This is a genomic window from Microbispora sp. KK1-11, from assembly GCF_006874435.1.
In the GTDB taxonomy this organism is placed as follows: domain Bacteria; phylum Actinomycetota; class Actinomycetes; order Streptosporangiales; family Streptosporangiaceae; genus Microbispora; species Microbispora catharanthi.
Genome location: NZ_VIRJ01000001.1, coordinates 367328 through 391366, shown reverse-complemented (window position 1 = coordinate 391366; position 24039 = coordinate 367328). Strand labels below are relative to the sequence as shown.

Annotated in this window: 15 protein-coding genes; 9 read left to right on the top strand and 6 right to left on the bottom strand. The window is 72.7% G+C overall.

Features of this window, described 5'->3' with window-relative positions; genetic code table 11:
- Positions 1 to 14: 14 nt before the first annotated feature.
- From murA to FLW16_RS45880, 4 genes are all read left to right on the top strand, one after another.
- Positions 15 to 1319 carry a UDP-N-acetylglucosamine 1-carboxyvinyltransferase gene (gene murA, locus FLW16_RS01765; RefSeq protein WP_142556869.1) on the top strand — a complete coding sequence of 435 codons (1305 nt, stop codon included), beginning with the start codon at positions 15 to 17 and terminating at the stop codon, positions 1317 to 1319.
- Between the two features lie 52 nt (positions 1320 to 1371).
- Positions 1372 to 4251 (top strand): transglycosylase domain-containing protein, encoded by a 2880-nt coding sequence (locus tag FLW16_RS01760; protein ID WP_260614766.1) that lies wholly within the window; start codon positions 1372 to 1374, stop codon positions 4249 to 4251.
- Between the two features lie 64 nt (positions 4252 to 4315).
- Positions 4316 to 4732, top strand: coding sequence for a hypothetical protein (locus tag FLW16_RS01755; RefSeq protein WP_142556866.1), 417 nt, complete (start codon positions 4316 to 4318; stop codon positions 4730 to 4732).
- A gap of 4 nt (positions 4733 to 4736) precedes the next feature.
- Positions 4737 to 7259 carry a tetratricopeptide repeat protein gene (locus FLW16_RS45880; protein ID WP_142556864.1) on the top strand — a complete coding sequence of 841 codons (2523 nt, stop codon included), beginning with the start codon at positions 4737 to 4739 and terminating at the stop codon, positions 7257 to 7259.
- 108 nt (positions 7260 to 7367) lie between these two features.
- Here FLW16_RS45880 and FLW16_RS01745 read toward each other — a convergent pair whose 3' ends face one another.
- The 5 genes from FLW16_RS01745 to FLW16_RS46095 all read right to left on the bottom strand — a co-directional run bounded on the left by FLW16_RS01745 (position 7368) and on the right by FLW16_RS46095 (position 15132).
- Complete coding sequence (locus tag FLW16_RS01745) at positions 7368 to 9032, bottom strand: hypothetical protein (RefSeq protein WP_142556862.1); 1665 nt, start codon at positions 9030 to 9032, stop codon at positions 7368 to 7370.
- Between the two features lie 104 nt (positions 9033 to 9136).
- A complete protein-coding gene (locus FLW16_RS01740; RefSeq protein WP_142556860.1) occupies positions 9137 to 9634 on the bottom strand; it encodes a hypothetical protein in 498 nt (165 codons plus the stop codon).
- A 32-nt stretch (positions 9635 to 9666) separates the two neighbouring features.
- Positions 9667 to 10125, bottom strand: a complete 459-nt coding sequence (locus FLW16_RS01735) for a hypothetical protein (protein WP_142556858.1) — start codon at positions 10123 to 10125, stop codon at positions 9667 to 9669.
- A 403-nt stretch (positions 10126 to 10528) separates the two neighbouring features.
- Entirely contained in the window at positions 10529 to 14050 is a 3522-nt protein-coding gene (gene dnaE, locus FLW16_RS01730) for a DNA polymerase III subunit alpha (protein WP_142556856.1), read from the bottom strand.
- Positions 14051 to 14130: 80 nt separating this feature from the next.
- Positions 14131 to 15132, bottom strand: a complete 1002-nt coding sequence (locus FLW16_RS46095; protein ID WP_142556854.1) for a chorismate mutase — start codon at positions 15130 to 15132, stop codon at positions 14131 to 14133.
- Positions 15133 to 15457: 325 nt separating this feature from the next.
- Between FLW16_RS46095 and FLW16_RS01720 the strand changes: the two genes are divergently transcribed.
- On the top strand, positions 15458 to 18088 hold the full coding sequence (locus FLW16_RS01720) for a serine/threonine-protein kinase (protein WP_142556852.1): 2631 nt from the start codon (positions 15458 to 15460) through the stop codon (positions 18086 to 18088).
- 109 nt (positions 18089 to 18197) lie between these two features.
- Here FLW16_RS01720 and FLW16_RS01715 read toward each other — a convergent pair whose 3' ends face one another.
- Positions 18198 to 18971: a MerR family transcriptional regulator gene (locus FLW16_RS01715; protein ID WP_142556850.1), complete on the bottom strand. Its 774-nt coding sequence runs from the start codon at positions 18969 to 18971 to the stop codon at positions 18198 to 18200.
- 302 nt (positions 18972 to 19273) lie between these two features.
- On the opposite strand from FLW16_RS01715, the gene FLW16_RS01710 reads away from it, so the two are divergent.
- From FLW16_RS01710 to FLW16_RS01695, 4 genes are all read left to right on the top strand, one after another.
- Positions 19274 to 19978: a GNAT family N-acetyltransferase gene (locus FLW16_RS01710; RefSeq protein ID WP_142556848.1), complete on the top strand. Its 705-nt coding sequence runs from the start codon at positions 19274 to 19276 to the stop codon at positions 19976 to 19978.
- Positions 19979 to 20222: 244 nt separating this feature from the next.
- The gene (locus tag FLW16_RS45875; protein WP_142556846.1) at positions 20223 to 22067 is read left to right on the top strand and encodes a cellulose binding domain-containing protein; all 1845 of its coding nucleotides are present in this window, start codon (positions 20223 to 20225) and stop codon (positions 22065 to 22067) included.
- 180 nt (positions 22068 to 22247) lie between these two features.
- Positions 22248 to 23393: a sensor histidine kinase gene (locus FLW16_RS01700; protein WP_142556844.1), complete on the top strand. Its 1146-nt coding sequence runs from the start codon at positions 22248 to 22250 to the stop codon at positions 23391 to 23393.
- Positions 23390 to 24025 (top strand): response regulator transcription factor, encoded by a 636-nt coding sequence (locus FLW16_RS01695; RefSeq protein WP_142556842.1) that lies wholly within the window; start codon positions 23390 to 23392, stop codon positions 24023 to 24025. Before FLW16_RS01700 ends, FLW16_RS01695 begins: the two co-directional genes overlap by 4 nt.
- Positions 24026 to 24039 lie beyond the last annotated feature (14 nt).

Below are 24039 nucleotides of genomic sequence, written 5' to 3'. Positions count from 1 at the left end.
GCCAAGGAGGCCGAGTGAGCGAAGAAGTATGGCAGATCGACCCGTCCGGCCCCTTGCGGGGGGACGTGGAGGTCCGGGGATCGAAGAACGCGGTCTCGAAACACATGGTGGCGGCGATGCTCGGCACGGGTCCGAGCACGCTGCACAACGCCCCCGAGGTCGGCGAGGTGGGGCTCACCGCCGCCATGCTCGAAGCCCTCGGCATCCACGTGGAGATCACCCCGGGTGAGATCACCATCGAGCGGGGCAGCGAGATCCGGCCGCGGGTCCCGGAGGAGTACACCGGGCTCAACCGCATCCCGATCCTGATGCTCGGCCCGCTGCTGCACCTGGCGGGTGAGGCGTTCGTCCCCCTCGTCGGCGGCGACCCGATCGGCAGGCGGCCGGTCAACTTCCATGTCGAGGCGCTGCGGTCGATGGGCGCGGAGATCGAGGTCGGCGACAACGGCATCACCGCCAAGGCGGCCCGGCTGCGCGGCAGCCGCATCACGCTCCCCTACCCCAGCGTGGGCGCCACCGAGACGATCCTCATGACGGCGGTGCTGGCGGAGGGCAAGACCGTCATCAAGGGCGCGGCCATGGAGCCCGAGGTGGTGGAGCTGGCGCTGTTCCTCCAGCGCATGGGCGCGATGATCGAGCTGAGCCCCGACCGCCGCATCGTCATCGAGGGCGTCGAGCGGCTGCACGGCGCCTCCACGTGGCTGGCCGGCGACCGCATCGAGGCGTTCTCCTACCTCGTGGCGGGCCTGGTGACGGGCGGCGAGGTGCGCGTGCACGGCTGCCACCAGGACCGGCTCGTCACCGCCATCACCACGCTGGCGAGGATGGGCGCGCGGTTCGAGATAACCGACGAGTGGCTGTGCGCCTCCGCCCCGGACGGCCTGCGCGCCGCGGCGGTGCAGACCGACACCCACCCCGGTTTCATGACGGACTGGCAGACGCCGCTGATGGTGCTGTTCACCCGCGCCGAGGGCATGTCGGTGCTGCACGAGACGGTGTTCGAGAACCGGCTCGTGTACGTGCCCGCGCTGCAGAAGATGGGGTGCGAGATCGAGGTGTTCGCGCAGTGCCTGGGCGGACCGGCGTGCCGCTACCACGACACCAACGCCAAGCACTCGGCGGTCGTACGCGGAGTCTCCAACCTGCGCGGGGCCGACGTCACGCTCCCCGACATCCGCGCCGGGTTCTCCGCGGTGCTGGCCGCCGCCGTGGCCGAGGGCACCTCGACCCTGCGGGGCGTCAACCACATCGAACGCGGTTACCACAGACCGTTCGAACAGTTCACCTCCCTCGGGTTGAAGATCAACAGGCTCACGTAAAGCTTTGCGGCCCCCGGGTTTGGAGAAACGCCAGAGGTCGCACTGATATCCCGTGACCTCTCGTCTTCTCGGCCGCGTCGATCTCGGGCGCGCCGTCCTCGCCCTGGGCCTGTGCGGCGCGGCCGGGGGCATCCTGGTCGCCGGGCTGGTGATGCCTCTCGTGGGCGGGGCCGGCCTGGCGGCCAGGAGCGCGGCGTCCACCCTCACCGACCTGCCCGCGCCGCTGCGCGAGGAGCCGCTGCCCGAGGTGACCCGGCTGCTCGACCGCAACGGGCACCAGATCGCCCAGTTCTACTACCAGAACCGGCAGTCGGTGCCGCTGAGCGCGGTCGCCCCGGTCATGCGCCAGGCCATCGTGGCCATCGAGGACGCCCGGTTCTACGAGCACGGCGGCCTGGACCTCAAGGGCACGCTGCGTGCCTTCGTCACCAACACCCGGGCCGGCGGGATCAGGCAGGGCGGCTCGTCCATCAGCCAGCAGCTCGTCAAGAACATCATGCTGAGCCAGGCCGAGTCGGAACAGGAGCGCGCGCAGGCCCTCGTACGCTCGTTCCGCCGCAAACTGGACGAGCTGCGGTACGCGCTGGCGCTGGAGCGCAAATACACCAAGGACCAGATCCTCGAGCGCTACCTCAACATCGCCTACTTCGGCGCGGGGGCGTTCGGCGTCCAGGCGGCGGCCAAGCGGTTCTTCGGCGTCGACGCCGCCGACCTCACGCTCACGCAGGCCGCGACGCTCGCCGGCGCCGTGCGCACGCCGTACGACACCGATCCCTCACTGGGCGACGAGCGCCGTGAGCGGCTGCGCGCGCGGCGCGACCTGGTCCTGGGCCGGATGGCCGAGCTCGGGGTGATCGGCAAGGACGCGGCGCGCACCGCCGCCGCCGAGCCGCTGGCGCTGCACCTGCGCCCCGAGCCCGGCGGCTGCGCCGGCAGCGCCCACCCCTTCTTCTGCGTGTACGTGGAGCGCGAGGTGCTCACCAATCCCGCCTTCGGGTACACCAGGGCCGACCGGGAGCGGCGCCTCCAGCGGGGCGGGCTGACCATCTGGACGACCATCGACCCGGTCGCGCAGCGGGCCGCGGAGCGTGCCATCGCCGCGCGGGTCAGGCCCCGCGACAACCAGGTGGCGTCGGAGACCATGATCGAGCCGGGCACCGGGCTCATCCGCGCGATGGCGGTGAGCAAGCGCTACGGGCGCAACCCGCACGACCGCGACCTCGGGCCCAGCACCACCTACAACCTGGCTGCCGACACCGCGCACGGCGGCGGGCTCGGCCTGCAGGCGGGGTCCACGTTCAAGGTGTTCACGCTGGCCACCGCGCTCAAGCAGGGAATGCGGTTCGGCGACGGCTTCACGATCCCCGGCGCGTACGTCCCGTCGTACGGCTACCGCGACTGCTCGGGCAGGGCCGTCAACGACCCGAACACGGTCATCCACAACGCGGGCGGCGAGGGCGGCGGCGGGCCGTACAGCCTGGAGATGGGCACCTGGCAGTCGGTGAACATCTTCTACATGCGGCTGGAGCGCGAGGTCGGCCTGTGCGACGTCGTGCAGACGGCCAAGTCGCTCGGCATCAGGCGGGCGGACGGCACGCCGCTCCACGAGGTGCCGACGTTCACGCTGGGCGCCAACGAGATGGACCCGACGACCGTGGCGGCGGCGTACGCGGCGTTCGCCGCCCGCGGCCGCTACTGCCGGCCGATGGCCATCACCGCCGTCGTGGAGCGCGACGGCACCCGCACCGAGATACCGCCCGCCTGTGTGACCGCGCTCGAACCCGCGGTCGCCGACGCGGTGAGCCACGTGCTCACGGGAGTCTTCACCAAGGGCACCATGCGCGGCCAGTCCATCGGCCGGCCCGCCGCGGGCAAGACGGGCACGAACAACGGCTACACCTCGGCCTGGTTCGCCGGGTACACGCCCGGCCTCGCCGCCGCCGTCAGCGTGGGCGACATCCGCGGCTCCTACCGCTATCCGCTCACCGGCGTCACCATCGGCGGCCGCTACTACGGCGCGGTGCAGGGCGCCTCGCTGCCCGGCCCCATCTGGGTGGACTCGATGCACGCGGCCCTGCGGGACACCCCGCCGTACGGCTTCGTCCCACCGGACATGGCCCGGTTCGGCGGCGGCTTCACGCCCGGCCTGAAGGAGGCGCTGGAGAAGCAGCGCGAGAAGGAGAAGAAGAAGCGGGAGGCCGAGCGCGGGAAGCACGACGACGGCGACAGCGCCTCGGCCTCCGACAAGGACGCGACGGACGGCGCGGCGAGCGGCGGCGAGCAGGGCTCCGGCAGCGCCAGGACCACCCCCCTGGCCGGAGGCGGCAGGACCACCCCCACCGCCGTCCGCGCCGTCTCCGCCGCCCCTCCGAGCCGCTCCACCGTGGTCCACCCCACCCGCGACTCGCCGGCCGCCACCGGCGCCCGCTCGGTGGCCCGTGGCACCTCGCCCCGTGCGCCACTCCGCAGAGGGCCCGGCGGCGTGCCGGCGACGACAGACGGGACGGGCTGGGCGAGTCTCGCCCGCCCCCACGCCGCTCCTCCAGCGGCGCCGCCCGCCGTCCGACGCGCCGAAGCCCGACGTGACACGGCACGCCACGGCGCGGCGCAACACGGCGCGGCACAACACGGGGCGGCACAACACGGGGCGGCAGAGCGCGGGACGCAGAAACACGGTGCGAACAACCACGGGACGGCCGACCACGGGACGGCAGGACGCCGGGCGGCGGTTCCGCCCCGCACGCCCGGGGCCCGGCACGGCGCGGTGAGCCACGAGGGCCGGCACCCGCGAACGACCCACGACGCGACCCACGACGCGAAGCACGGTGCGGCGCACGCGGCGAAGCAGCCGGCGCGAGGCCGGGCATCTCGCCGAGCCGAAGCACCGGCTCGCCGCCACCACCCTGTCCACCGCGTACGGCGCCACGCCTGAGCGGATGATGCCGCGCCCGCCATTGCGCCTGCCGCGCGGGGAGGCGGGGGGCGATGATGGGGGCATGCGCGGACGTGTTCTCACACGTGTTCTCACATGGGCCGGCGGGATCGCCGCGGTCGGCGCCGGCTCGGCGCTCGCCGTGTACCTCTCCACGGTGGGGCTCGACAAGGCCGACAAACTCGCGAGCGTCATCGGGCTCTTCGTCGGCCTGGCGGGCCTGGGCGTCGGGGTGTGGGGGCTGCTGCTGACCCGCAGGCAGGAGACGGCGCCCACACCGGCGAGCGACGCGGGCAGGATGAACAACGCCGTGGGCAACGCGGTGGACAACGCCGTGCACCGCGACGTGCGGGCCGCGGTGCACAACGAGATCAGCGGCGGCACGATTTACGGCCCGGTCATCCAGGGGCACACGATCAGCGGACCGTTCGTCTCCGGTCCCCGCCCGTCCGCGCCGGACGAGCGCGCGGGGAAGGACTGAACGGGTGGCCGCGACCCGCAACACGATCAGCGGCGGGCTCTTCCTCAACGCGGTGATCCAGGGCCACACGGTCACCGTGCGGCTTCCCCCGCAGGTGACCCCGGCGCTGTCCGGGGCGCCCCCGCGGACGGAGGCGTTCACCGGCAGGGACGACGAGCTGTCCGTGCTGCTCGGCCTGCTCGGTCCCGCTCCGGATGCCGGTCCCGCTCCGGATGCCGGTGCCGGTACGCGCGCCGAGCCGGACCGCCCGCGCGCCGCCCTTGTCACGGGTCTCGGCGGCGCCGGCAAGACCGAGCTCGCCCTGCAGGCCGCGCACCTCGCCCGGGAGCGCGGCTGGTTTCCCGGCGGGGTGCTGTTCACCGACCTGCACGGCTACGCCGACCTCCCCTGCCACTGCGACGTCCCCGGCCACGCGGAACAGCACGGCAGGGACGAGCGTCCCGGCCGCGATCGGACCGCACAGGGGCGGCAGTGCGGCGCGCGGCCTGGCGAGGTGCTCGGCGAGCTGCTGCGGGCGCTTGGGCTGGACCCCGAACGCGTCCCTCCCGGCACCCAGGACAGGGCCCGGCTGTTCGCGACGGTGCTGGACGCGTACGCCGAGCAGGGCCGGCCGATCCTGCTGGTCCTCGACAACGCCTCCTCAGCCGAGCAGGTCAGGCCGCTGCTGCCCGGCACGGGGCAGGTGCTGATCACCTCCCGGCACACGCTGGACGTGGGGGCGCGCCTCCTCGACCTCGGCATGCTCGCGCCCGGCGCGGCCGTCGAACTCCTGGCCCGCGCGCTTCGCCTGGCCCTGGGCGACGCCGACACCCGGGTCGCCCGGGAGCCCGCCGCGGCGGCGGACATCGCCGGTCTGTGCGGCGGGCTGCCACTGGCCGTGCGGATCGTGGCCGCGCTCCTGGCCGCCGATCCCGCCCGTCCCCTGCGGGCGATGGCCGAGGACCTGGAGGAGGCCGCGACCCGGCTCGACGAGCTGTCGTACGAGGATCGTGGGGTGCGCGCGGCCTTCGAGCTGTCCTACCGCCGGCTGGAGGCGGAGGAGGCCCGGATGTTCCGGCTGATGACCGCCGCCCCCGGCCCCGACCTGTCCACCGAGACCGCCGCCGTCGTCGCGGACCGGGAGCCTCGCGGTGCCCGCCGCCTGCTGGAGGCCCTGCACCGCGCGCATCTCGTGGAGCGCGGCGGCGCGTACGGCCGGTGGCGCATGCACGACCTCGTCCGCCTGTACGCCGAGGAGCGGGCCCGCGACCAGGCGGGGCCCGACCGGCACGAGGAGGCGTGCGACCGGCTTCTCGACCACTGCTGCGCCCGGGCCCGTGCGGCCGGCGCGTGGCTGTCCCTGCCGGAGGCCCAGGCACAAGCACAAGCACAAGCACAAGCACAGGCCCAGGCCCGGCGGGAGGTGTTCGCCTCCCGGGAGGAGGCCGTGACGTGGCTGGACGCCGAGGGACGCACGCTCGTGGCGGCCGTCGCCGCCGCCGGGCGCGGCGACTGGGCGCGGTCGCACGCGCTCGCGGTGGACCTCGCGCCCTACTTCGAGTTCCGGCAGCGCACCGGCGAGTGGATCACCACGGCGCTGGCCGCCGTGGACGCGGCCGGACGGCTTGGACGTCACGCCGAACTCGCCGCGGCCATGACCCTGGGCAACGCCTACCGCCTCGCCCGCCGCTACGACGAGTCCGCCGCGCAGCTGCGCAGGGCCCTCGGCCTGGCGCGCGACGACCGCGCCCGCAGCCCGGTGCTGCACAACCTCGGGCTGACGTACCTGCGGATGGGGGCCCTGGCCAAGGCGGAGGCATGCCACCGCCGCGACCGCCGCATCTGCGCTCTCGCGGGCGACCTTCGCGGCAGGGCGCAGGCCGCCGTGGCGCTGGGGGACGCCCTGCGTGCGAGGCGGCGCCACCCTGAGGCGGCGAAGGTGCTGACCGAGGCCGTCACGCTGCTCCAGCGTCTCGACGGACTCGGACTGGGCAACCGCACCGCTCTCATGCACGCGCGGGTCAATCTCGCGCTCACCTACCTGAGCGGCCGCCCGGACCGCACGCCCACGTACATCCTCTGGCAGCTGTGCGCCGCCCTCGCCGCCGCGCGGGACCTCGACGACCGCCACGCGCAGGCGCTGATCTTCATGAACCTGTGCACGGCCTACCGGAACAGGTGCGCGGCCTGCCACGGACCGTCCGCTCTGGCGTGGGGCCGGCGCGCGGTCACGCTGTTCGAAGAGCTGGGCGACCCCTACCACCGGGCCCGGGCGCTGACGGCGCTCGGCCTCGCGGCCGGGCCGGAGGAGGCCCGCCGCAGCCTGGCGGAGGCGCTGTCGATCTTCGAGGATCTCGGCGCCGGGCGGGAGGTCCGGGAGGTGCGCGCCCTGTCGCGCGCGGACCGTACGGAGCCGCCCCGCAGGGAGGCGTGTACGGCCGACGAGTCCGAGCAGGTGCGCGACTGGGTGGACGACCTCCCGCACGCCGTGCTGCGCGGCGACGACGGACGACTCGGCCACGTGCTCATCCCCGGCTGCACGATCTGATCGCCGGTGCGGCACGAGCTCTTCGGCGGGCGGACATGCCCCCCCGGTCGAGGCGACGCCGTGCCGGGGCCGTCCACGGCAGCGGCCCTCCCGGTCCGCCGAGGTGTGTCACAGCGGGGGCGCCGTCATGCCCGCGAGCCGATGGATCCGGTGTGCCGCGAGGGTGGAGTAGACGTCGCAGTCGGCGGCGGAAGCGTCGTGGAACAGCGCGGGCGCGTCGGGGCACCGCAGGGGGCGCAGCAGCCGGGCCAGTTCGGCGCGGGTGGCCGAGTCCGGACGCCAGCCCAAGGCGTGCGCCGCCCCCAGCGCGGCCCAGGCCCGGACAAGGGAGCCGCTGCGCAGTTCGCTGATCGCCTCCGCCGCCGGCTGAGCAGGCCGTAGCGCCGCCGGGGCGGCCCCGGCGCCCAGTTCCAGCGTGACCAGGTGCCAGGCGTACCGCTGCTCGGGGGTGCGGTAGGGCCAGGGGACGATCCGGGGCGCGGGTGGGCGGGCGCCGGCCGCTCTCAGCGCCTCCGCCGTCTGGAACCAGCTCCGCACCTTCCTCAGGGTCAGCAGCGCGGGCCCGGCGAGCCCGGGCACGGGCACGGCGTCGCTCCGCTTGGTCCCTCCTGTGGCCAGCGACAGGGCGGCCAGCCACATCGCCCGCGTCCGCGGGTCGGAGCCGCCCAGTTCGGCCCGCCGCTCCTGAAGCGCACGGGTCAGGGCCGTGTCCCTGGTGTCCCGCCCCGACTCGGCCCGCAGGGTCTCCACGGCCAGCGACGCGGAAAGATCACCCGCGACCTGGACCTTCGTCACGAGCAGTCCGGGCCCGAGCGGGGCGGCGCGCAGGGCGTCGCGCAGCGGCGCGAGCGCACCCGGGTCTTCGCCGAGCGCCTGCCAGGCCAGCGCCGTCATCTGTGCCGGCTGGGTGTCGTCGCCCGGCGCGCCGGCGGGTTCGAGGGCCGCGGCGAGAGTGGCTCTGCGGCCCGTCAGGTCGGCGCCGAGCGCGCCGGCGAGCAGGACGTACGAGCAGGTCTCGACGCGTAGGTCCCCCGCCGCCGGCCGGTCGAGGCGGTCGCGCGCGCCGGCCCACCACCGGTCGAGTGCCCGGAGGAATTCGCGGCGCACCGCGCCGGGCAGCGGCGCCGCGATGGCGTCGAACGCCTGCACGAGGTGCCAGCGCTGGGTGAGGCTGGTGGCGGAGGCCGCCGGGCCGCGCTCCGAGAGCCAGCCGAGCACCGCTTGCCGCTCCCTCGCGGTGAGCACGCCGCCGAAGCCGGTGAGGGCGCGCAGCGCCGCGGTCGTTCCCGCCAGGCGCAGGCCGTCGTCGCGTGCGGGCGCGCCCGAGACGGACGGGTCGGCGAAAAAGCCCTCGCGGGTCAGCATCCCCCGTATCCGCTCCACGTCCTGAGCCGTGTGAAGGGTCGCGCCCGTGCTCTGCTCGATCATGGCGAGGTACAGGAGGCCGAAGAGGGGATCGCCGTCGAGCTGGTCGGCGACCTCCGCGCGGAAGGCCGCCGGGTCGCCGATCGGGCCGCCCGGGGAGCCGACGCGTCGCAGGACGTCCAGGGCGTACGCGGAGTCGTAGAGGCTGGGGGCGGGTGGACGGTGGAACGGGGCGTAGAGCCCGTCCGGCGTGCGCAGCACTTCCACCGAGGCCGCGCGCCGAGCCCCGGAACCCGCGTCGCCCGGGCCGGTCCCCTCGGAGTGGTGCCCGCATCCCGCCGTCGTCGTGGCCGCCAGCAGGAGGGCGGCGGCCCGCCGCCTCACGCCGGCACGAGACGCTCTGCTCACGCCATCCCTCACTTCGCCGATTTCGTGCCGGGGGCGGCCCGGCCCGTCGCCGGGCCGCCCGTGGGGTATGCCTTGCCGCCGCTGCGGCGCCTCCTGGAAGGGCCCTAGAACCAGCCGGCGCAGGTGGACACGACGCTGCTGGCGATGCCGAGGGACCGGGAGTAGGCCGAGCCCTGCCCGCAGACCTTCGTGCTGATCGTGGTCAGCACGCTGTTGCTGATGTTGCCCTTGACCTCGGACTCGTAGGCGTTCTCGTTGGTCCACTCCAGCGAGAGCTCGGTGCCGGACGTGTTCACGGTGCCGCTCGGCCCCCCCGACTCGGCGTAGCTGACGCTGAATCCGCTGACGCTGTTGACGTAGACAGTGGTGACGTCCTTGACCCAGTCCACCTTCCACAGGGCTGCCCCGTTGTAGGTCCAGACGGACGTGGAGAAGCCGGGGTTGTTGTTGCCGGGAGCCTTCCAGACCCGGACCTCTATATGCCGTCCGCTGCCGAACGATCCCGTCTTGGTGCTGTTGTCGGCGTACGCCGGGGCGGTCGGCGCACCCAGGACGAGCGCGCCGGCGACGGACAGGGCCAGGGCCGACCTTCGCGATGCCACGTTCGGTGTCTCCTTTTCCGGGGGAGGGAGGATCAGGGGAAGGAATAGCCGATGTACGGGCTGTTGATCACGTAGACCTTCGATCCGTTGACGATGGTGAGTTCGCTGTAGAGGCGGCCGTAACTGGCGGACGCCTCGAACGTCGGTCCGGCGTAGCGGCCCGTCCCGCAGAACCTCTGCCAGTCCTGCGTCGCGACCCGGTTGCCACTCCAGTCGAACTCTTCGATCTTCAGTTGGAAGCAACCGGATGGTTTGGCGTCGATGTAGGCGTCCGAGTGGTAGTAGGCCCTGCGCGAGTTCGACGTGTAGCTGACACAGGCACTGGCCGCGAAGCCGGAGCCGGTGGGGGCCTCCTTGTTGCATCCGCCGGGCGCCCAGCTGAGAGCGCTCGCCTGCGCCGGCGCGGGCGCGCCGAGCAACGCCGCGCCCAGGCCGAGGGCGGCGATCACGCCTCCCACGGCCCGGGCCTTGGAATTCCTGGAAGTTCTCACGATTGCCCGCCTCCTCGTGGCCGGTCGATCGCCGGAGGCCCTGATTCCCGCGCCGCCGCCATCCGGACGGCCGCGCCGTTCCCGGGCCTCGACGTACTCAGGCATACACATCCGGCGCATGGCGGCGCAGCAGCCGGCGAGTGATCGGAATCAACCACGAGCGATGCGAATCAAACCGCATCAATTCCGGGCCATGCGCTGTCGCGCGCGAAAGGGGCGGCCTGATCGGTGACGCCGGCGCACCGGGCGGTCGGCCGCGCGACCGGTGCGTCGCCGGTCGTCCGCCGGGGAGCAATGAGCCGGGGAGCAATGAGCCGGCGAGCGATGAGCCGGCGAGCGATGAGCCGGCAGGCGGCGCCGCCGAGCGCTCGGCGGCACCGCGATGTGAAGGACCCGCGGCCGGTCAGCCGGCCAGGCAGGCCGGGCCGAGCAGCTGCTTGAGGTCGCCCATCAGGGCGGGCGACGGGCTCACGCGGAGCCGGTCGTCCAGCCGCATGACCGTCGTACGCGGCCCGTTGTGCACCTGGAGGTGGACCTCCGTGGTCCCGGGATGGGTGGTCAGCACCTCCTTGAGCCGGCCGACGACGGGCGGCGTGCAGCGGTTGATCGGCATGCTCACCACCAGCGGCCCGCCCGACTCGGCCGTGAGGTCCGGCGCGGTCACCTCCATCGCGATGATCTTCGCGACGTCCTCCCGCTTGTCGATCCTGCCCTTGACGAAGACGATCGCGTCCTCGGCGAGCACGGTCGCGCAGAGCTGGTAGGCCGATGGGAAGATCATGACCTCGATCGAGCCCTCCAGGTCCTCCAGCATGGTGAGGACCCAGGTGTCGCCCTTCTTGGTCACCTTCCGCTGCAGGCCCGACAGGATGCCGCCGACCGTGACGACCTGCCCGTCGGGGCGGCTGTCGTCCTGCAGCGCGGCGATCGAGCAGTCGGCGCCGGCCGACAGGATGTGCTCGACGCCGAACAGCGGGTGGTCGGAGACGTACAGGCCGAGCATCTCCCGCTCGAACTGCAGCAACGTGGTCTTGTCCCACTCCCCCGGCGGGATCTGCACGTCGAAGGTCTGGTCCTCGCCGCCGTCGATCGCGCCGAACAGCGAGTCCTGGCCGATCGCCTCGTTCTTCTTGATGTCGATGATCGCGTCGACGGCCTGCTCGTGCACCATCAGCAGGCCCTTGCGCACGTGCCCGTACGAGTCGAACGCGCCCGACTTGATCAGCGACTCGATGACGCGCTTGTTGCAGACGACCGCCGGGACCTTGCGCAGGAAGTCCTTGAAGTCGGTGAACCTGCCCTTCTCCTTGCGCGCCGCGATGATCCCGTCCACGACGTTCGCGCCGACGTTGCGGATGGCCGACAGTCCGAACCGGATGTCGCTGCCGCGCGGGGTGAAGTCGAAGTCGGAGTCGTTGACGTCCGGCGGGAGCACCTTGATGCCCATGCGGCGGCACTCGTTGAGGTAGAGCGCCGACTTGTCCTTGTCGTCCTTGACGCTGGTCAGCAGCGCCGCCATGTACTCGGCCGGGTAGTTGGCCTTGAGGTAGGCGGTCCAGTACGACACCAGGCCGTAACCGGCGGTGTGGGCCTTGTTGAAGGCGTAGTCGGAGAACGGGAGAAGGATGTCCCACAGGGCCTTGATGGCCGCCGCGGAGAACCCGTTCTCCTTCATGCCCTTCTCGAAGAACTCGAACTGCTTGTCCAGCTCGGACTTCTTCTTCTTGCCCATCGCGCGGCGGAGCAGGTCGGCGCCGCCGAGCGTGTAGTTGGCCACCTTCTGCGCGATGGCCATGACCTGCTCCTGATAGACGATCAGGCCGTAGGTCGTGTTGAGGATGTCCTTGAGCGGCTCCTCCAGCTCGGGATGGATCGGGATGATCTCCTGCTGGCCGTTCTTGCGCAGCGCGTAGTTGGTGTGCGAGTTGGCGCCCATCGGGCCGGGCCGGTAGAGCGCGAGGGCCGCGGAGATGTCCTCGAAGTTGTCGGGCTTCATCAGCCGCAGCAGCGTGCGCATGCCGCCGCCGTCCAGCTGGAAGATGCCGAGCGTGTCGCCCTTGGCCAGCAGCTCGTACGTCCTGGTGTCGTCGAGCGGGAGCTCCAGCAGCTCGATCTTGTTCCCGGTGTTGCCCTCGATCATCTTCAGGCAGTCGTCGATGATCGTGAGGTTGCGCAGGCCCAGGAAGTCCATCTTCAGCAGGCCGAGCGTCTCGCAGGTCGGGTAGTCGAACTGCGTGATGATCGCGCCGTCCGAGTCGCGGCGCATGATCGGGATGTGGTCGGTCAGCGGCTCGGCCGACATGATGACGCCCGCGGCGTGCACGCCGGTCTGCCGGATCAGGCCCTCCAGGCCGCGCCCGAGGTCGATCGTCGCCTTGACGTCGACGTCCTCGTCGTACAGCTTGCGCAGCTCGCCCGCCTCGTTGTAGCGCGGGTGGTCGGAGTCGAAGATGCCCGACAGCGGGATGTCCTTGCCCATCACCGCCGGGGGGAACGCCTTGGAGATGCGGTCGCCCAGCGCGTACGGGTAGCCGAGGACGCGACCGGCGTCCTTCACGGCCGCCTTCGCCTTGATGGTGCCGAACGTGGCGATCATGGCGACCTTGTCGGCGCCCCACTTCTCGGTCACGTAGCGGATCACGTCGGCGCGCCGGCGCTCGTCGAAGTCGATGTCGATGTCGGGCATCGAGACGCGCTCGGGGTTGAGGAACCGCTCGAAGATCAGGCCGTGCGGGATCGGGTCGAGGTCGGTGATGCCCAGCGAGTACGCGACCAGCGAGCCCGCGGCGGAACCACGGCCAGGACCGACCCGGATGCCGTTGTTCTTCGCCCACATGATGAAGTCGGCGACCACGAGGAAGTAGCTCGGGAAGCCCATCTGGAGGATGACGCCGATCTCGTTCTCGACCCAGACGCGGTGCTCCTCGTCCACCCCGCCGGGGAAGCGGCGCTTCATGCCCTCCCAGACCTGCTGCCGGAAGTACTCCTCCTCCGTCATCCCCTCGGGGATCGGGTAGGTCGGCATCAGGTTGTGGTAGGGGAAGAAGCCCTCGGGCTCGACCTTCTCGGCCACGAGCAGCGTGTTGCGGCAGCCCTCCTGCCAGATGTCGGAGGAGTCGACCGCCCGCATCTCGTCGGCCGACTTCACGTAGTAACCGCTGCCGTCGAACCGGAACCGGTCGGGGTCGCTCAGCTGCTTGCCGGTCTGGATGCACAGGAGCGCGTCGTGGCCGGCCGCGTCCGACTCGTACGTGTAGTGGGAGTCGTTGGTGACCACCGGCGGGATGTCCAGCTCGCGGCTGATCCGGATCAGGCCGTCGCGGACCCGCCGCTCGATGTCGAGCCCGTGGTCCATGATCTCCAGGAAGTAGTTGTCCTTCCCGAAGATCTCCTGGTACCTCGCGGCCGCCTTGAGCGCCTCGTCGTACTGGCCGAGCCGCAGACGGGTCTGCACCTCTCCGGACGGGCAGCCGGTGGTGGCCATCAGGCCCTCGGCGTGCTCGGCGAGGATCTCGGCGTCCATCCGGGCCCACTTGCGCACGAAGCCCTCGGTGTAGGCGCGCGAGCTGAGCTTCATCAGGTTGTGCAGGCCGGTCTTGTTCCGCGCCCAGATGGTCATGTGGGTGTAGTAGCCACCCGCCGACACGTCGTCGCTCTTCTGGTGCGGCTCGCCCCACAGCACCGGCTTCTTGTGCATGCGCGACTCGGGCGCGACGTACGCCTCGATGCCGAGGATGGGCTTCACCCCGGCGGCGGTCGCCTGCTTGTAGAAGTCGTAGGCGCCGTGCATGTTGCCGTGGTCGGTGATCGCGATCGCGGGCATCTCCAGCTCGCCCACGAGTTTGAACATCTGCTTCAGCCGCGCCGCTCCGTCGAGCATCGAATACTCGGTGTGGACGTGCAGATGAACAAACGAATCACCCATGAGACCCCCATCGTCACCGGACCGCGGACCAGAGCCTACGCCGTGATCGCGAACCAGTGGGACTCAGGTGAAACAGAATCCTATCTCCGTTCCTCGCCGTCCCGCCTCTCCTCGGACAGGCGCAACCCGGCCTCGATCACGGCGTTCATGATGGGGGCGAGCAGCCCCGCGCCGAGGCTGGGGGCGCGGCGGGCCATGGCCGCGACGAGGCGCCGCTCGCGCTCCATGTCCCGCCCCCGGAACCCCCCGACGGGCTTGAGCCGCTGGATCCGCCCGGCCAGCGCGGCCCGGCGTTCGAGGAGCGTGGCGAGGGCCGCGTCCACCCGGTCGATCGCGGCCCGGGCCGCGTCGAGGGTCTCGGGATCGTCCGGCCGTACGAGCGCCGCCATGACGGTCGCCGCCTCGTGCGCCGCCGCGAGGGCCCGCTCGGGCGCGCCCGGGCCGACCAGCAGGCCGTCCGCCCCCGCCGCCACCGCCGCGTCCGCCAGCCCGCCGTCGCCGCCCAGCCCGGCGAGCACGGGGCGTCCGGTGCGCTCCCGGGCGGCGCGCATGAGCCCGAGGTCGGGCGCGGCGTCCTCCGGTTCGCCGTGGCCGCCGCTCTCGCAGAGCACGACCGCCTCGTTGCCCTCGGCCGCGCATTCGTCCACCGCGGCCAGCCACTCCTCCAGCGTCGCCGCGCGCCCATGCCGGGCGCCTCCCCGCTGGAGGACGACGGGGAGCCCGAGCCGGGCCGCGGCGCGGACGAGATCGGGGTCGGCCGCCCAGGCCGCCCCGACCACCACTCCGTCGGCGTGCCGGGCCACGGCGGGCAGGTCGGCGACCGTGGCGGGCTCCACCAGCAGCGGGCCCGCCCAGCGCGCCCTGGCCTCGGCGACCGCCCCGTCCCCGGAAGACCCGTCCCCAGAGGAGCCCCCCGGCATGTCCTGCACGGTCTCCGCTCCGTCGACGGGAGGGCCGCCGTCGCCGCGCAGGCGCAGCCAGCGGGCGTCCTGGCCCCCGATGACCACAACGGGGCGCCCGTCGCCGATCACGAGGTCGCCGATCCGTACGGCGTCGCGGTCGAGTTGGGCTGCCTTCGACATGTGGGCTCCTCCGTGGGCCGGCCCCGCGGAACCGGCCGTCTGCCATGGGGACTCGCTGAGATCGGACATCCGAGAGAACGAAAAAGGCAGAGACGCTGGCGTCCCTGCCTCAAGCCGGCTCCGGATGGTCGCTAGCTCACGTCACGCGACCGGCCCTCCCGGAGCCGGCCTCGTAAACGAGCTGTACCTACCCATAACAAGGACCTTAGCAGCGACGGGCCACGACTCGAACCGATCTGTCTCGGATTTCGGGATCGCCTGTCATGGACGCGGTTGATCCCTTTGCCATCCGTGGGACGATTCATGGGTCCAGGAAGGGGTTCGAGTGTCGCGTGCGGAAGGCCGGCTCGTCGGAGGCCGGTACCAGTTGATGGAGCCGATCGGCCGGGGTGGCATGGGCGTCGTCTGGCGCGCCCACGACCAGTTGCTGGACCGCGCGGTCGCGGTCAAGGAGGTCCGCTACGACAGCGCCATGGGCGACGAGCTCAGCGACCTCAATCGCCGGACCATGCGCGAGGCCCGGGCCGCGGGCCGCCTCACCCACCCGAACGTGGTGGTCGTCCACGACGTGATCGAAGAGGACGACCGCCCCTGGATCATCATGCAGCTGGTGCCGTCCCGCTCGCTCGGGCAGGTGATCAGGGAGGACGGCCCGCTGCCCCCCGAGCGCACCGTCGAGATCGGCCTGCAGATCCTGGACGCGCTGCGCGCCGCCCACCGCCAGGGCGTGCTGCACCGCGACGTCAAGCCCGAGAACGTGCTGCTCACCGATGACGCCCGGGTGGTCCTGACCGACTTCGGCATCGCCAGGCTCGAAGCCGACTCCACCATGACCCGCACCGGGCTCGTCGGCACCCCCGCCTTCATCGCCCCCGAGCGGCTCCGCGGCGAGGCCGCGCAGCGCGAATCGGACCTGTGGTCGCTCGGCGCCACGCTCTACACGGCGGTGGAGGGCAAGCCCCCGCACGACCGGGGCATGGCGATGGCCACCATGCACGCCGTGCTGAACGACGACCCGGCCCCGCCGCGGCACGCGGGCGCGCTGGGTCCCGTGCTCCTGCGGATGCTCGCCAAGGAGCCCGCCGACCGGCCGGGCTACGACGAGCTGACCCGGCTGCTCAAGCGCGCGTCGCGGGACCTGTCCCCGCCGCCGTCGCGGCCCGCCGCCGCGCCCGCCGAGCCTGCTTCGCCACGGCCCGCGAAGCCGGAGGCCGCGAAGCCGGAAACGCCCGCCTCACGGCAGGGCAAGGCCTCTCGGGGCGCGGCGCCGTACCCGCCCGTGTCTCCCCCGCCCGCGTCTCCCCCGCCCGCGTCCTCCGCCCGGCGGGACGAGCGTCCCTCGGACGGCGACGAGGCGGCGGAGGCGGGCCGTGCGCCCGCAGCCGGCGCGGGAGCGGCGGCCGGGCGCGGTGGGACCGGGGCCGCGGGCGAGGCCGCGGGCCCCGGCGAGATCACCTCGCCCCTCCCGGTCATCCGCGACGAAGGGGCGCCTGAGCAGGGGGACGGCCCGGTTCAGGAGCAGGCAGGGAAGGCGCCTGCGACCATGCCGGAGACCGGAGCGCAGGCCGCCCCGCCCGCCCGTACGAAGCCCTCGACCGGCTCTCCCGCCAAGGAGAAGCCCGGGAGACGATCCGGTCCCGCGGCGGCGGAAGCGAGCGCCGATGACGGCACCGCCAAGGTCGGCCCCGCCGTCACCTCCGGCGCGGCCTCCGGCACGGAGGACCGTGGGGCGCCGGAGGACTCGGCCACATCGGGGAAGACGAAGGGTTCCGGCACCTCCTCCGGCGAGCGCCCGCCCACGACGCCCCAATCGTCGCCGTCACAGTCGTCGCCGTCACAGTCCTCCGGCGCGGGCACCGCGGGAGGGACCACCGGATCGAAGGGCACGGCGGGTCCGGCGTCGTCCGCCTCCACCGGCTCGGGCACCGGCTCGGGCACCGGCTCCGGGGGCGGGAGCGACAGCCGTACGGACCGGGCGGACGACCGCGCCGGAGCGGCCCGCGCCGAGACGTCGCGGCCCTTCGCGAGCGGCGGATCCACGCCGGGCGCGGGCGCCGAACGACGCGCCGCCACGGCGGACCGAGCGCAGGACGGCTCGGGCGCGGCCGGGATCGCCGGCGTCGGCAGCCCGATCGCCGGACTGAGGCAGGCGCCTCCGGCAGTACCCCCGCAGGGCGGGGCGGGGTGGCACGAGGTGTCCACCAGCCCGGTCCCGCCCCGGTCGTCGAACGGCATGCTGAAGGTCGCACTGATCCTCATCCCCGCGCTGCTGGTCATCGCGGGCGTGGCGGGCTACCTCGGCCTGCGGGCGGGCGAGGGCGGCTCGGGCGGCGAGCGCGCCGCCGGGTCGGATCCGGCGGCGACGGGGAAGGGCGGCGAGAAGCCCTCCACCTCGGCGCCCTCCTCCGCCGCGCCGTCCTCCGGCGAGCCGTCCGCGTCCCCCTCCACCTCGGAGGAGGCGACGAAGTCCCCGTCTCCGGAGCCCTCCCCGAGCTCCGACACCCCCGGGCCCGGGGACGTCCCCGAGGGCTGGCACAAGTACAAGCACTCGAGCGGCTTCTCCATCTCGCTGCCGAAGGGGTGGAACGTCGACGGCAGGGGCAACGGCGAGGTCCGCTTCCGCGGGGACTCGCACACCTACCTGGAGGTCCACCACACCACGAGCCCCGAGTCGGACGCTCTGAAGGTCTGGCGGCGCGACGTGCCCGGCATGAGCCAGAACTTCCCCGGCTACAAGCTCGTCGAGATCAGAGAGGTCAAGGGGTACTGGAAGACCGCGGCCGACTGGGAGTTCACCTTCGGCGACAGCCGCTACCGGTCACGCGTGATCGACCGCGGCTTCGTCACCGACAAGCACAACGGCTACGCGCTGCTCTACAAGACCCAGGACAAGGACTGGAAGAAGAAGAAAAAGCTCTTCGAGACCATCGCCGCCACCTTCAAGCCCGCGAAGTGACGCGCTCCCCCGCCGGGGAGCCGACGGCGGCGCGGGAGTTCGGCGCCCGGCCGCCGGCCGTCCTAGTCCACCGGAGGACGGCCGGGCCGGACGGGGGGCGACGGGCCGTTCAGCCGGCCTGGCGGGCCTGTTCCAGGTAGGCCACCAGGCCCGCCATCCGCTCGGCCGGCCAGGGCAGGCTCCGGCCGATCTCCGCGCTGTTGTCCCGCCACATGCTGCGGGCCGCCGCCCTGGTCCGCTCGCCGTCCGGTCCGTCGGGGTGGAACCCGCCCGCCAGCGCGTCCCAGCGGCGTACGAGGTCCCGGGCGCGCTCGTCCTGCGCGGGCACGCCGCTCTCCACGAGCCGCAGGCCCTCCTCGACCAGCCCCGTCCACTCGCGCTTGGCCGCTTCGACACCCTCGCCGCCCAGCGCGTTCCTGCGCTCGGCCAGCCGCTCGCGCTGCTCTTCGGTGAAGTAGGTCTCGAACACCGACATCAACTCCAATGTGGTCATCAACCGATCCGGATCGAGGCCGGACGAGTCGCCGGTCTGCCGGAGCAGGCCGCGGATCCGCTGACGCAGCATCCCGATCAGCTCGGCGTGCTCGTCGAGCCTGCGCAACTGCACCGTGAGCAGCTCCCGCATCGACTCCGGGTCGTCCGCCGCGCCGTCGAGAACACCCGCGATCTCCTCCAGCGACAGGCCGAGCGCCCGCAGGGCGCGGACGCGGTACAACCGCCGCAGGTCGCGCTCGGTGTACCGGCGGTGCCCGGCGGGCGTACGCTCGCTCGCGCTCAGCAGTCCGATCTCGTCGTAGTGGTGCAGCGCGCGCACCGTCATCCCGGTCGCCCGCGCCAGTTCGCCGATCGACCATCGCCGTCCGGCGTCGTCTGCCCCGATCACGCCCGAAACGCTACGACCTCCCCCGGCGTGAGGTTCAAGCCCCCGCGAGCGCGCGATCGGCCGCGACCCGTGAGGTGGGCCCGGGCGTACGTACGGAAGGCCGCGACGAGGCGGTCGCGATCACGGGGCCGCGGGTCGCCGGCACGACGTGGCCGGGCCGGCGGCCGGCCCATCCCGGGCTCACCGAGGACCTCGGCAACGGCCGCCACTGACTACACTGCGGCAGCGAGAACCCCCGGTCACGACCCTGTCGACGGCTGGTCACCGACGCTCACGCGCGCAGACACGAAAGGCACCGCACAATGGTCGACCGCGACGCCGTCACACTCGACGACCCGGTCGGTGAGTCACTCCGCGGTCATCACGCCCACCTGGCCCGCCGGCTCGGCCGGGCGGCCGGTTATCTGCCGGAGGTCGCGACCTTCTCCACGGTGTCCGCCGACCCCGGCCCGGCGGAGTGGGCCGACCTCGCGCGCTTGCTGGGCCGTGGCGAATTCGCCGATCTGTTCAGCTGCCCGGCGACCCCGCCCGCGGACTGGGAGCCGGTCTTCACTCTCGGCGGCTTCCAGATGATCTGGCCCGCGGGCACCTCCCCGGGTCGCGCCGATGCCGAGCCCGGCTCGCGGATCGTCGAGCTGGGCGCCGGCGACGTGCCCGAGATGCTCGATCTCACCGCGCGGACCCGGCCGGGGCCGTTCTGGCCCCGGACGCACGAACTCGGCACCTATCTTGGCGTCCGCGAGAACGGCGCCCTGGTCGCCATGGCGGGCGAACGGCTCCGCCCGCCTGGATGGACCGAGATCAGCGCCGTCTGCGCCGCCCCCGAAGCCCGCGGGCGAGGTCATGCCTCGCGTCTGGTGCGCGCCCTGGTCACCCGCATCACGGCTCGGGACGAGCGCCCGTTCCTCCACGTGGCCGAGGCCAACGTCGACGCGATCGCACTCTACGAGCGGCTCGGCTTCGCGGTCCGCAAGCGCGTGACGTTCCGCGGGTTCCGTACGCCGTGACGGGTCGTCACGATAGGCCGTCGTCCGGGGAAGTCACCACACGACGGCATCGGGGCGGGTGAAGTGCCACAGTCTGTCGCCGGCCTCCGCTCGCCGATGAAAGTTGCACCTCCATACGAAATCAGCCCCAGGTCAGAGCCTTGCGGGCCGCCTGAGCGTTGACCGTACGACATGGCGGGGAAAAGGATGCGGCTCGACCTGCGCCCGGAGAGGGCGACAGCGCGACCGCTCGAAGGAGCTCCCCATGCACGGCTCGCTCACCCGCCGGCGGCGCGCCGGCCTGGCCCTGCTGACGTCGGCGGCGCTCGCCGCCGCGTCGGCCCTGGTGGCGGCGACGGCCGTCACCGCGCCCGCCTCGGCCGCGACCTCCGCCACAGTGTCGGTGAACACCGGCACGACTCTCGGCACGATCCCGGCCGCCGGGCACGGCGTCAACGTCGCCGTCTACGACGGGAACATGAACAGTTCCCCCATCTCGGGTCTGCTGCGGGACGCCGGCTTCACCGCCGTCCGCTACCCCGGCGGGTCGTACGGCGACATCTACCACTGGAAGACGCACACCACCGAGGGCGGCTATGTCGCCCCAGGCACCGACTTCGACACCTATGTGAGCACGGTGCGCTCCGCCGGCGCGCAGCCCGTCGTCATCGCCAACTACGGAACGGGCACGGCCCAGGAGGCCGCCGACTGGGTGCGGTACGCCAACGTCACCAAGGGGTACGGCGTCAAATACTGGGAGATCGGCAACGAGGTCTACGGCAACGGCCACTACGGCTCGGGCTGGGAGCAGGACAACCACGCCGACAAGAGCCCGAAGGCGTACGCGAACAACGTCCTGCAGTACGTCTCGGCGATGAAGGCGGTGGACTCCTCGATCAAGGTGGGCGTCGTGCTCACCACCCCGGGCGGCTGGCCGGACGGCGTCGTCGGCTCGGGTGACAGCGCGGACTGGAACAACACGGTCATGTCCATCGTGCAGGACAAGGCCGACTTCGTGATCGTCCACTGGTACCCGGGCGCCACGTCGGCGGACGACAGCCTGACGAAGGTCTCGCAGATCGCCCCCATGGTGAGCACGATCCGCTCCCTTCTCGGCAAGTACGCCGGGAGCAGGGCGTCGAGCATCGGCATCGCGGTCACGGAGGCGAACCTCAACTACCAGCTCAACAGCGCGACCACGGCCCTGGGCGCCGCGGACAGCTACCTCACCTGGTTCGAGAACGGGGTGATGAACGTCGACTGGTGGAGCCTCCACAACGGCACCAGCAGCAGCCCGAAGACCAACGACGACGGGACCCCCGACTACAACGACTTCGGCATCCTGTCCTCGGGCAGCTCAGGGGAGCCCGCGGTGAACACGCCGCTCCCGCCGTACTACGGCCTGGCCATGGTCGGCAGGGCCGGATCTCCGGGTGACACGCTGGTCAAGGCGTCCTCGTCCAGCTCGCTGCTCGCCGCGCACGCGGTGAAGACCAGCGGCGGGGTCAACGTCGTGCTCGTCAACAAGGACCTGAACAACTCCACGACGGTCTCGCTGTCCTACTCCGGCTTCTCCCCGGGCGGCGCGGCCACCGTCGTGCAGTGGCGCAAGGGCGCCACCTCGATCAGCACGAGCAGCGCGTCGTCCGCCACCTCGATCACGCTCCCGCCGTACTCCATCACGGTCCTGAAGGCGTCCGGCGGCGGCACCACGTCCCCCTCGCCGTCGCCGTCGCCGTCCGCCTCGCCCTCGCGTACGCCGTCGCCCTCGCCGTCCCCGTCGCCCTCGGCCTCTCCCACGCCCGGCGGCTCGGGGTGCTCGGCGACGTACACGGTGGTCAACTCCTGGCCGGGCGGCTTCCAGGCCGATGTGACGGTGACGAACACCCGCACCACCGCGATCTCCGGCTGGACCGTCGGCTGGTCGTACCGGAACGGCCAGACGATCAGCTCCTCGTGGAACGCCACGGTGTCCCAGTCGGGCGCCGCCGTCACCGCGAAGAACGTGAGCTACAACGGCGGCCTGGCCGCCGGTGCGTCCACGTCGTTCGGCTTCACCGCCAACGGCGCCGGTGACGTCCCGTCGCCGATCTCCTGCACCACCGGCTGACACCCGCCCGCGCCCGCCCGTACGCACGGGCGGGCGCCGGCCCCCGCTCTCAGACCGTCTCCGGGGCGGCCACCGGCTCGTGACCCGCACGCGCGCGGTACACCAATAGACGCGGGCATGACCGCGGTCATGGTTCCGATGGGCGATTGCGCCCGGTCCGAATCGCTCTAGGGTCGAGGCATGGCGCGTTTCGACTGGCTTCGCGACGCCGACCGGCCGTCCCTTTTCAATTTCGTATTCTGGGCGATGACGGCCATCCTGGCCGCCGGTCTCGCCCAAGCGGCCGCGACCGGCGCCACCGCCCCGCTGCAGTGCGTGCTCTTCGGCGCCAACCTGGTGCTGGCCACGGTGCTCTGGCCGGCCCTGCCCTGGAGCCGGGGGCGGGGCCGCCTCTGGGTGGCGCCGCTGTTCCTCGCGACGACGCTCATGATGGGGGTCACCGGGTCGGCCGGGTATCACCTGCCCCTGATCCTCCTCGCGGTGGCCGATCTGGCCTTCCTGTACGGCTTACGCGTCGCGACGGCCATCCTGTCGTGCGTCGTGGTCCTGTGCGCCGTCATGCCTCCGCTCGTGGGCTCGACGATCGCCGACGGCCTGGTCCAGGCGGCCTGGATGGCGGCGTTCTCCGCGTTCGTCCTGGGCATGGTGGCGTCCATCGTCGAGGCACGGCGCAGGCGCGAGGAGGCCCAGGGGTTGCTGGAGCGGATCAGGGAGCTGGCCGTCGCCGAGGAGCGGGCGCGGATGGCGGCGGAGATGCACGACTCGGTCGGCCACCACCTGACCGTCATCAAGATGGGCCTGGAGAACGCCGAGCGGTTCCGCGAGCGCCGCCCCGAGGCCGCCTGGGCGGAGGTCCGCCAGGCCAAGGAGCTCACCGTGGAGGCGCTGACCGACGCGCGGCGCTGGGTGCGCGCGCTGCGGCCGCTCGCGCTGGACGGCCGCGTCGGCAGCGCCGCGCTCGAACGGCTCGCGGCGTCGTTCGACGGCACCGGCATCACCGTGAGCTTCGAGGTGCGGGGCGAGGAGCGGCGCCTGGAGGCCGACACCGAGCTCGTCCTCTACCGGGTGCTGCAGGAGGGGCTCACCAACGCGCTGCGGCACGCGAAGGCGGAGCACGTCCACGGCACGCTCACGTTCGGCGACGACCAGGTGGCGCTCGTGGTCAGGGACGACGGAACGGGCAGGGACGACCGGGCGCGCGGCGGCTTCGGGCTGACGTCGCTGGCGGACAGGGCCAGGGCGCTCGGCGGCACGCTGGCCGGCGGCAACAGGCCGGGCGGCGGGTTCGAGTTGCGCGCCGAGCTGCCGCTGGGGGTCCGGGCATGACGCCGGTCAGGGTCGTGCTGGTGGACGACCAGGCGCTGCTGCGCCAGGGGCTGCGCAAGCTGCTGGAGGTCGAGGACGGCATCGAGGTCGTCGGCGAGGCGGCCGACGGCTACGAGGCGCTGCGGGTGATCGGCGAGCGCCGTCCGCACGTGGCGCTCGTGGACATGCGCATGCCGGGCATGAACGGCGTGGAGCTGATCGTCCGCCTGGCCGCCGAGCACCCGGAGGTGGCGGTCGTCGTGCTCAGCACGTTCGACGAGGACGAGTACATCTTCGGCGCGCTGCGCGGCGGCGCGACCGGCTATCTGCTGAAGGACTGCTCGCCGGAGGACCTGGTCGCGGCCGTCCACCGGGTGAGCCGCGGGGAGACGGTGCTGGGCAGCCCGGTCGCGGCCCGCCTGGTCGCCGAGCTGCGGCACCTGCCGGTGAGCCCGGTCGCCTTCCGCGGGCAGGAGTTGCTGTCGGCTCGCGAGGTGGAGGTGGCGCGGATGGTCGCCGCCGGGGCCGCCAACAGGGAGATCGCGGCGCGCCTGTTCATCACCGAGGGCACGGTCAAGAACCACGTGTCCAGCGTGCTGCGCAAGCTGGGCCTGCGCGACCGCATCCAGCTCGCCCTGCACCTGCGTTCGTGAACGCGCCACCCGGA

Coding starts and splice junctions, on each gene's coding strand:
- FLW16_RS01755 (WP_142556866.1), top strand. CDS start 4,316: ATGCGCGGACGTGTTCTCACACGTGTTCTCACATGGGCCGGCGGGATC.
- FLW16_RS01695 (WP_142556842.1), top strand. CDS start 23,390: ATGACGCCGGTCAGGGTCGTGCTGGTGGACGACCAGGCGCTGCTGCGC.
- FLW16_RS46095 (WP_142556854.1), bottom strand. CDS start 15,132: ATGTCGAAGGCAGCCCAACTCGACCGCGACGCCGTACGGATCGGCGAC.
- FLW16_RS01710 (WP_142556848.1), top strand. CDS start 19,274: ATGGTCGACCGCGACGCCGTCACACTCGACGACCCGGTCGGTGAGTCA.
- FLW16_RS45875 (WP_142556846.1), top strand. CDS start 20,223: ATGCACGGCTCGCTCACCCGCCGGCGGCGCGCCGGCCTGGCCCTGCTG.
- dnaE (WP_142556856.1), bottom strand. CDS start 14,050: ATGGGTGATTCGTTTGTTCATCTGCACGTCCACACCGAGTATTCGATG.
- FLW16_RS01700 (WP_142556844.1), top strand. CDS start 22,248: ATGGCGCGTTTCGACTGGCTTCGCGACGCCGACCGGCCGTCCCTTTTC.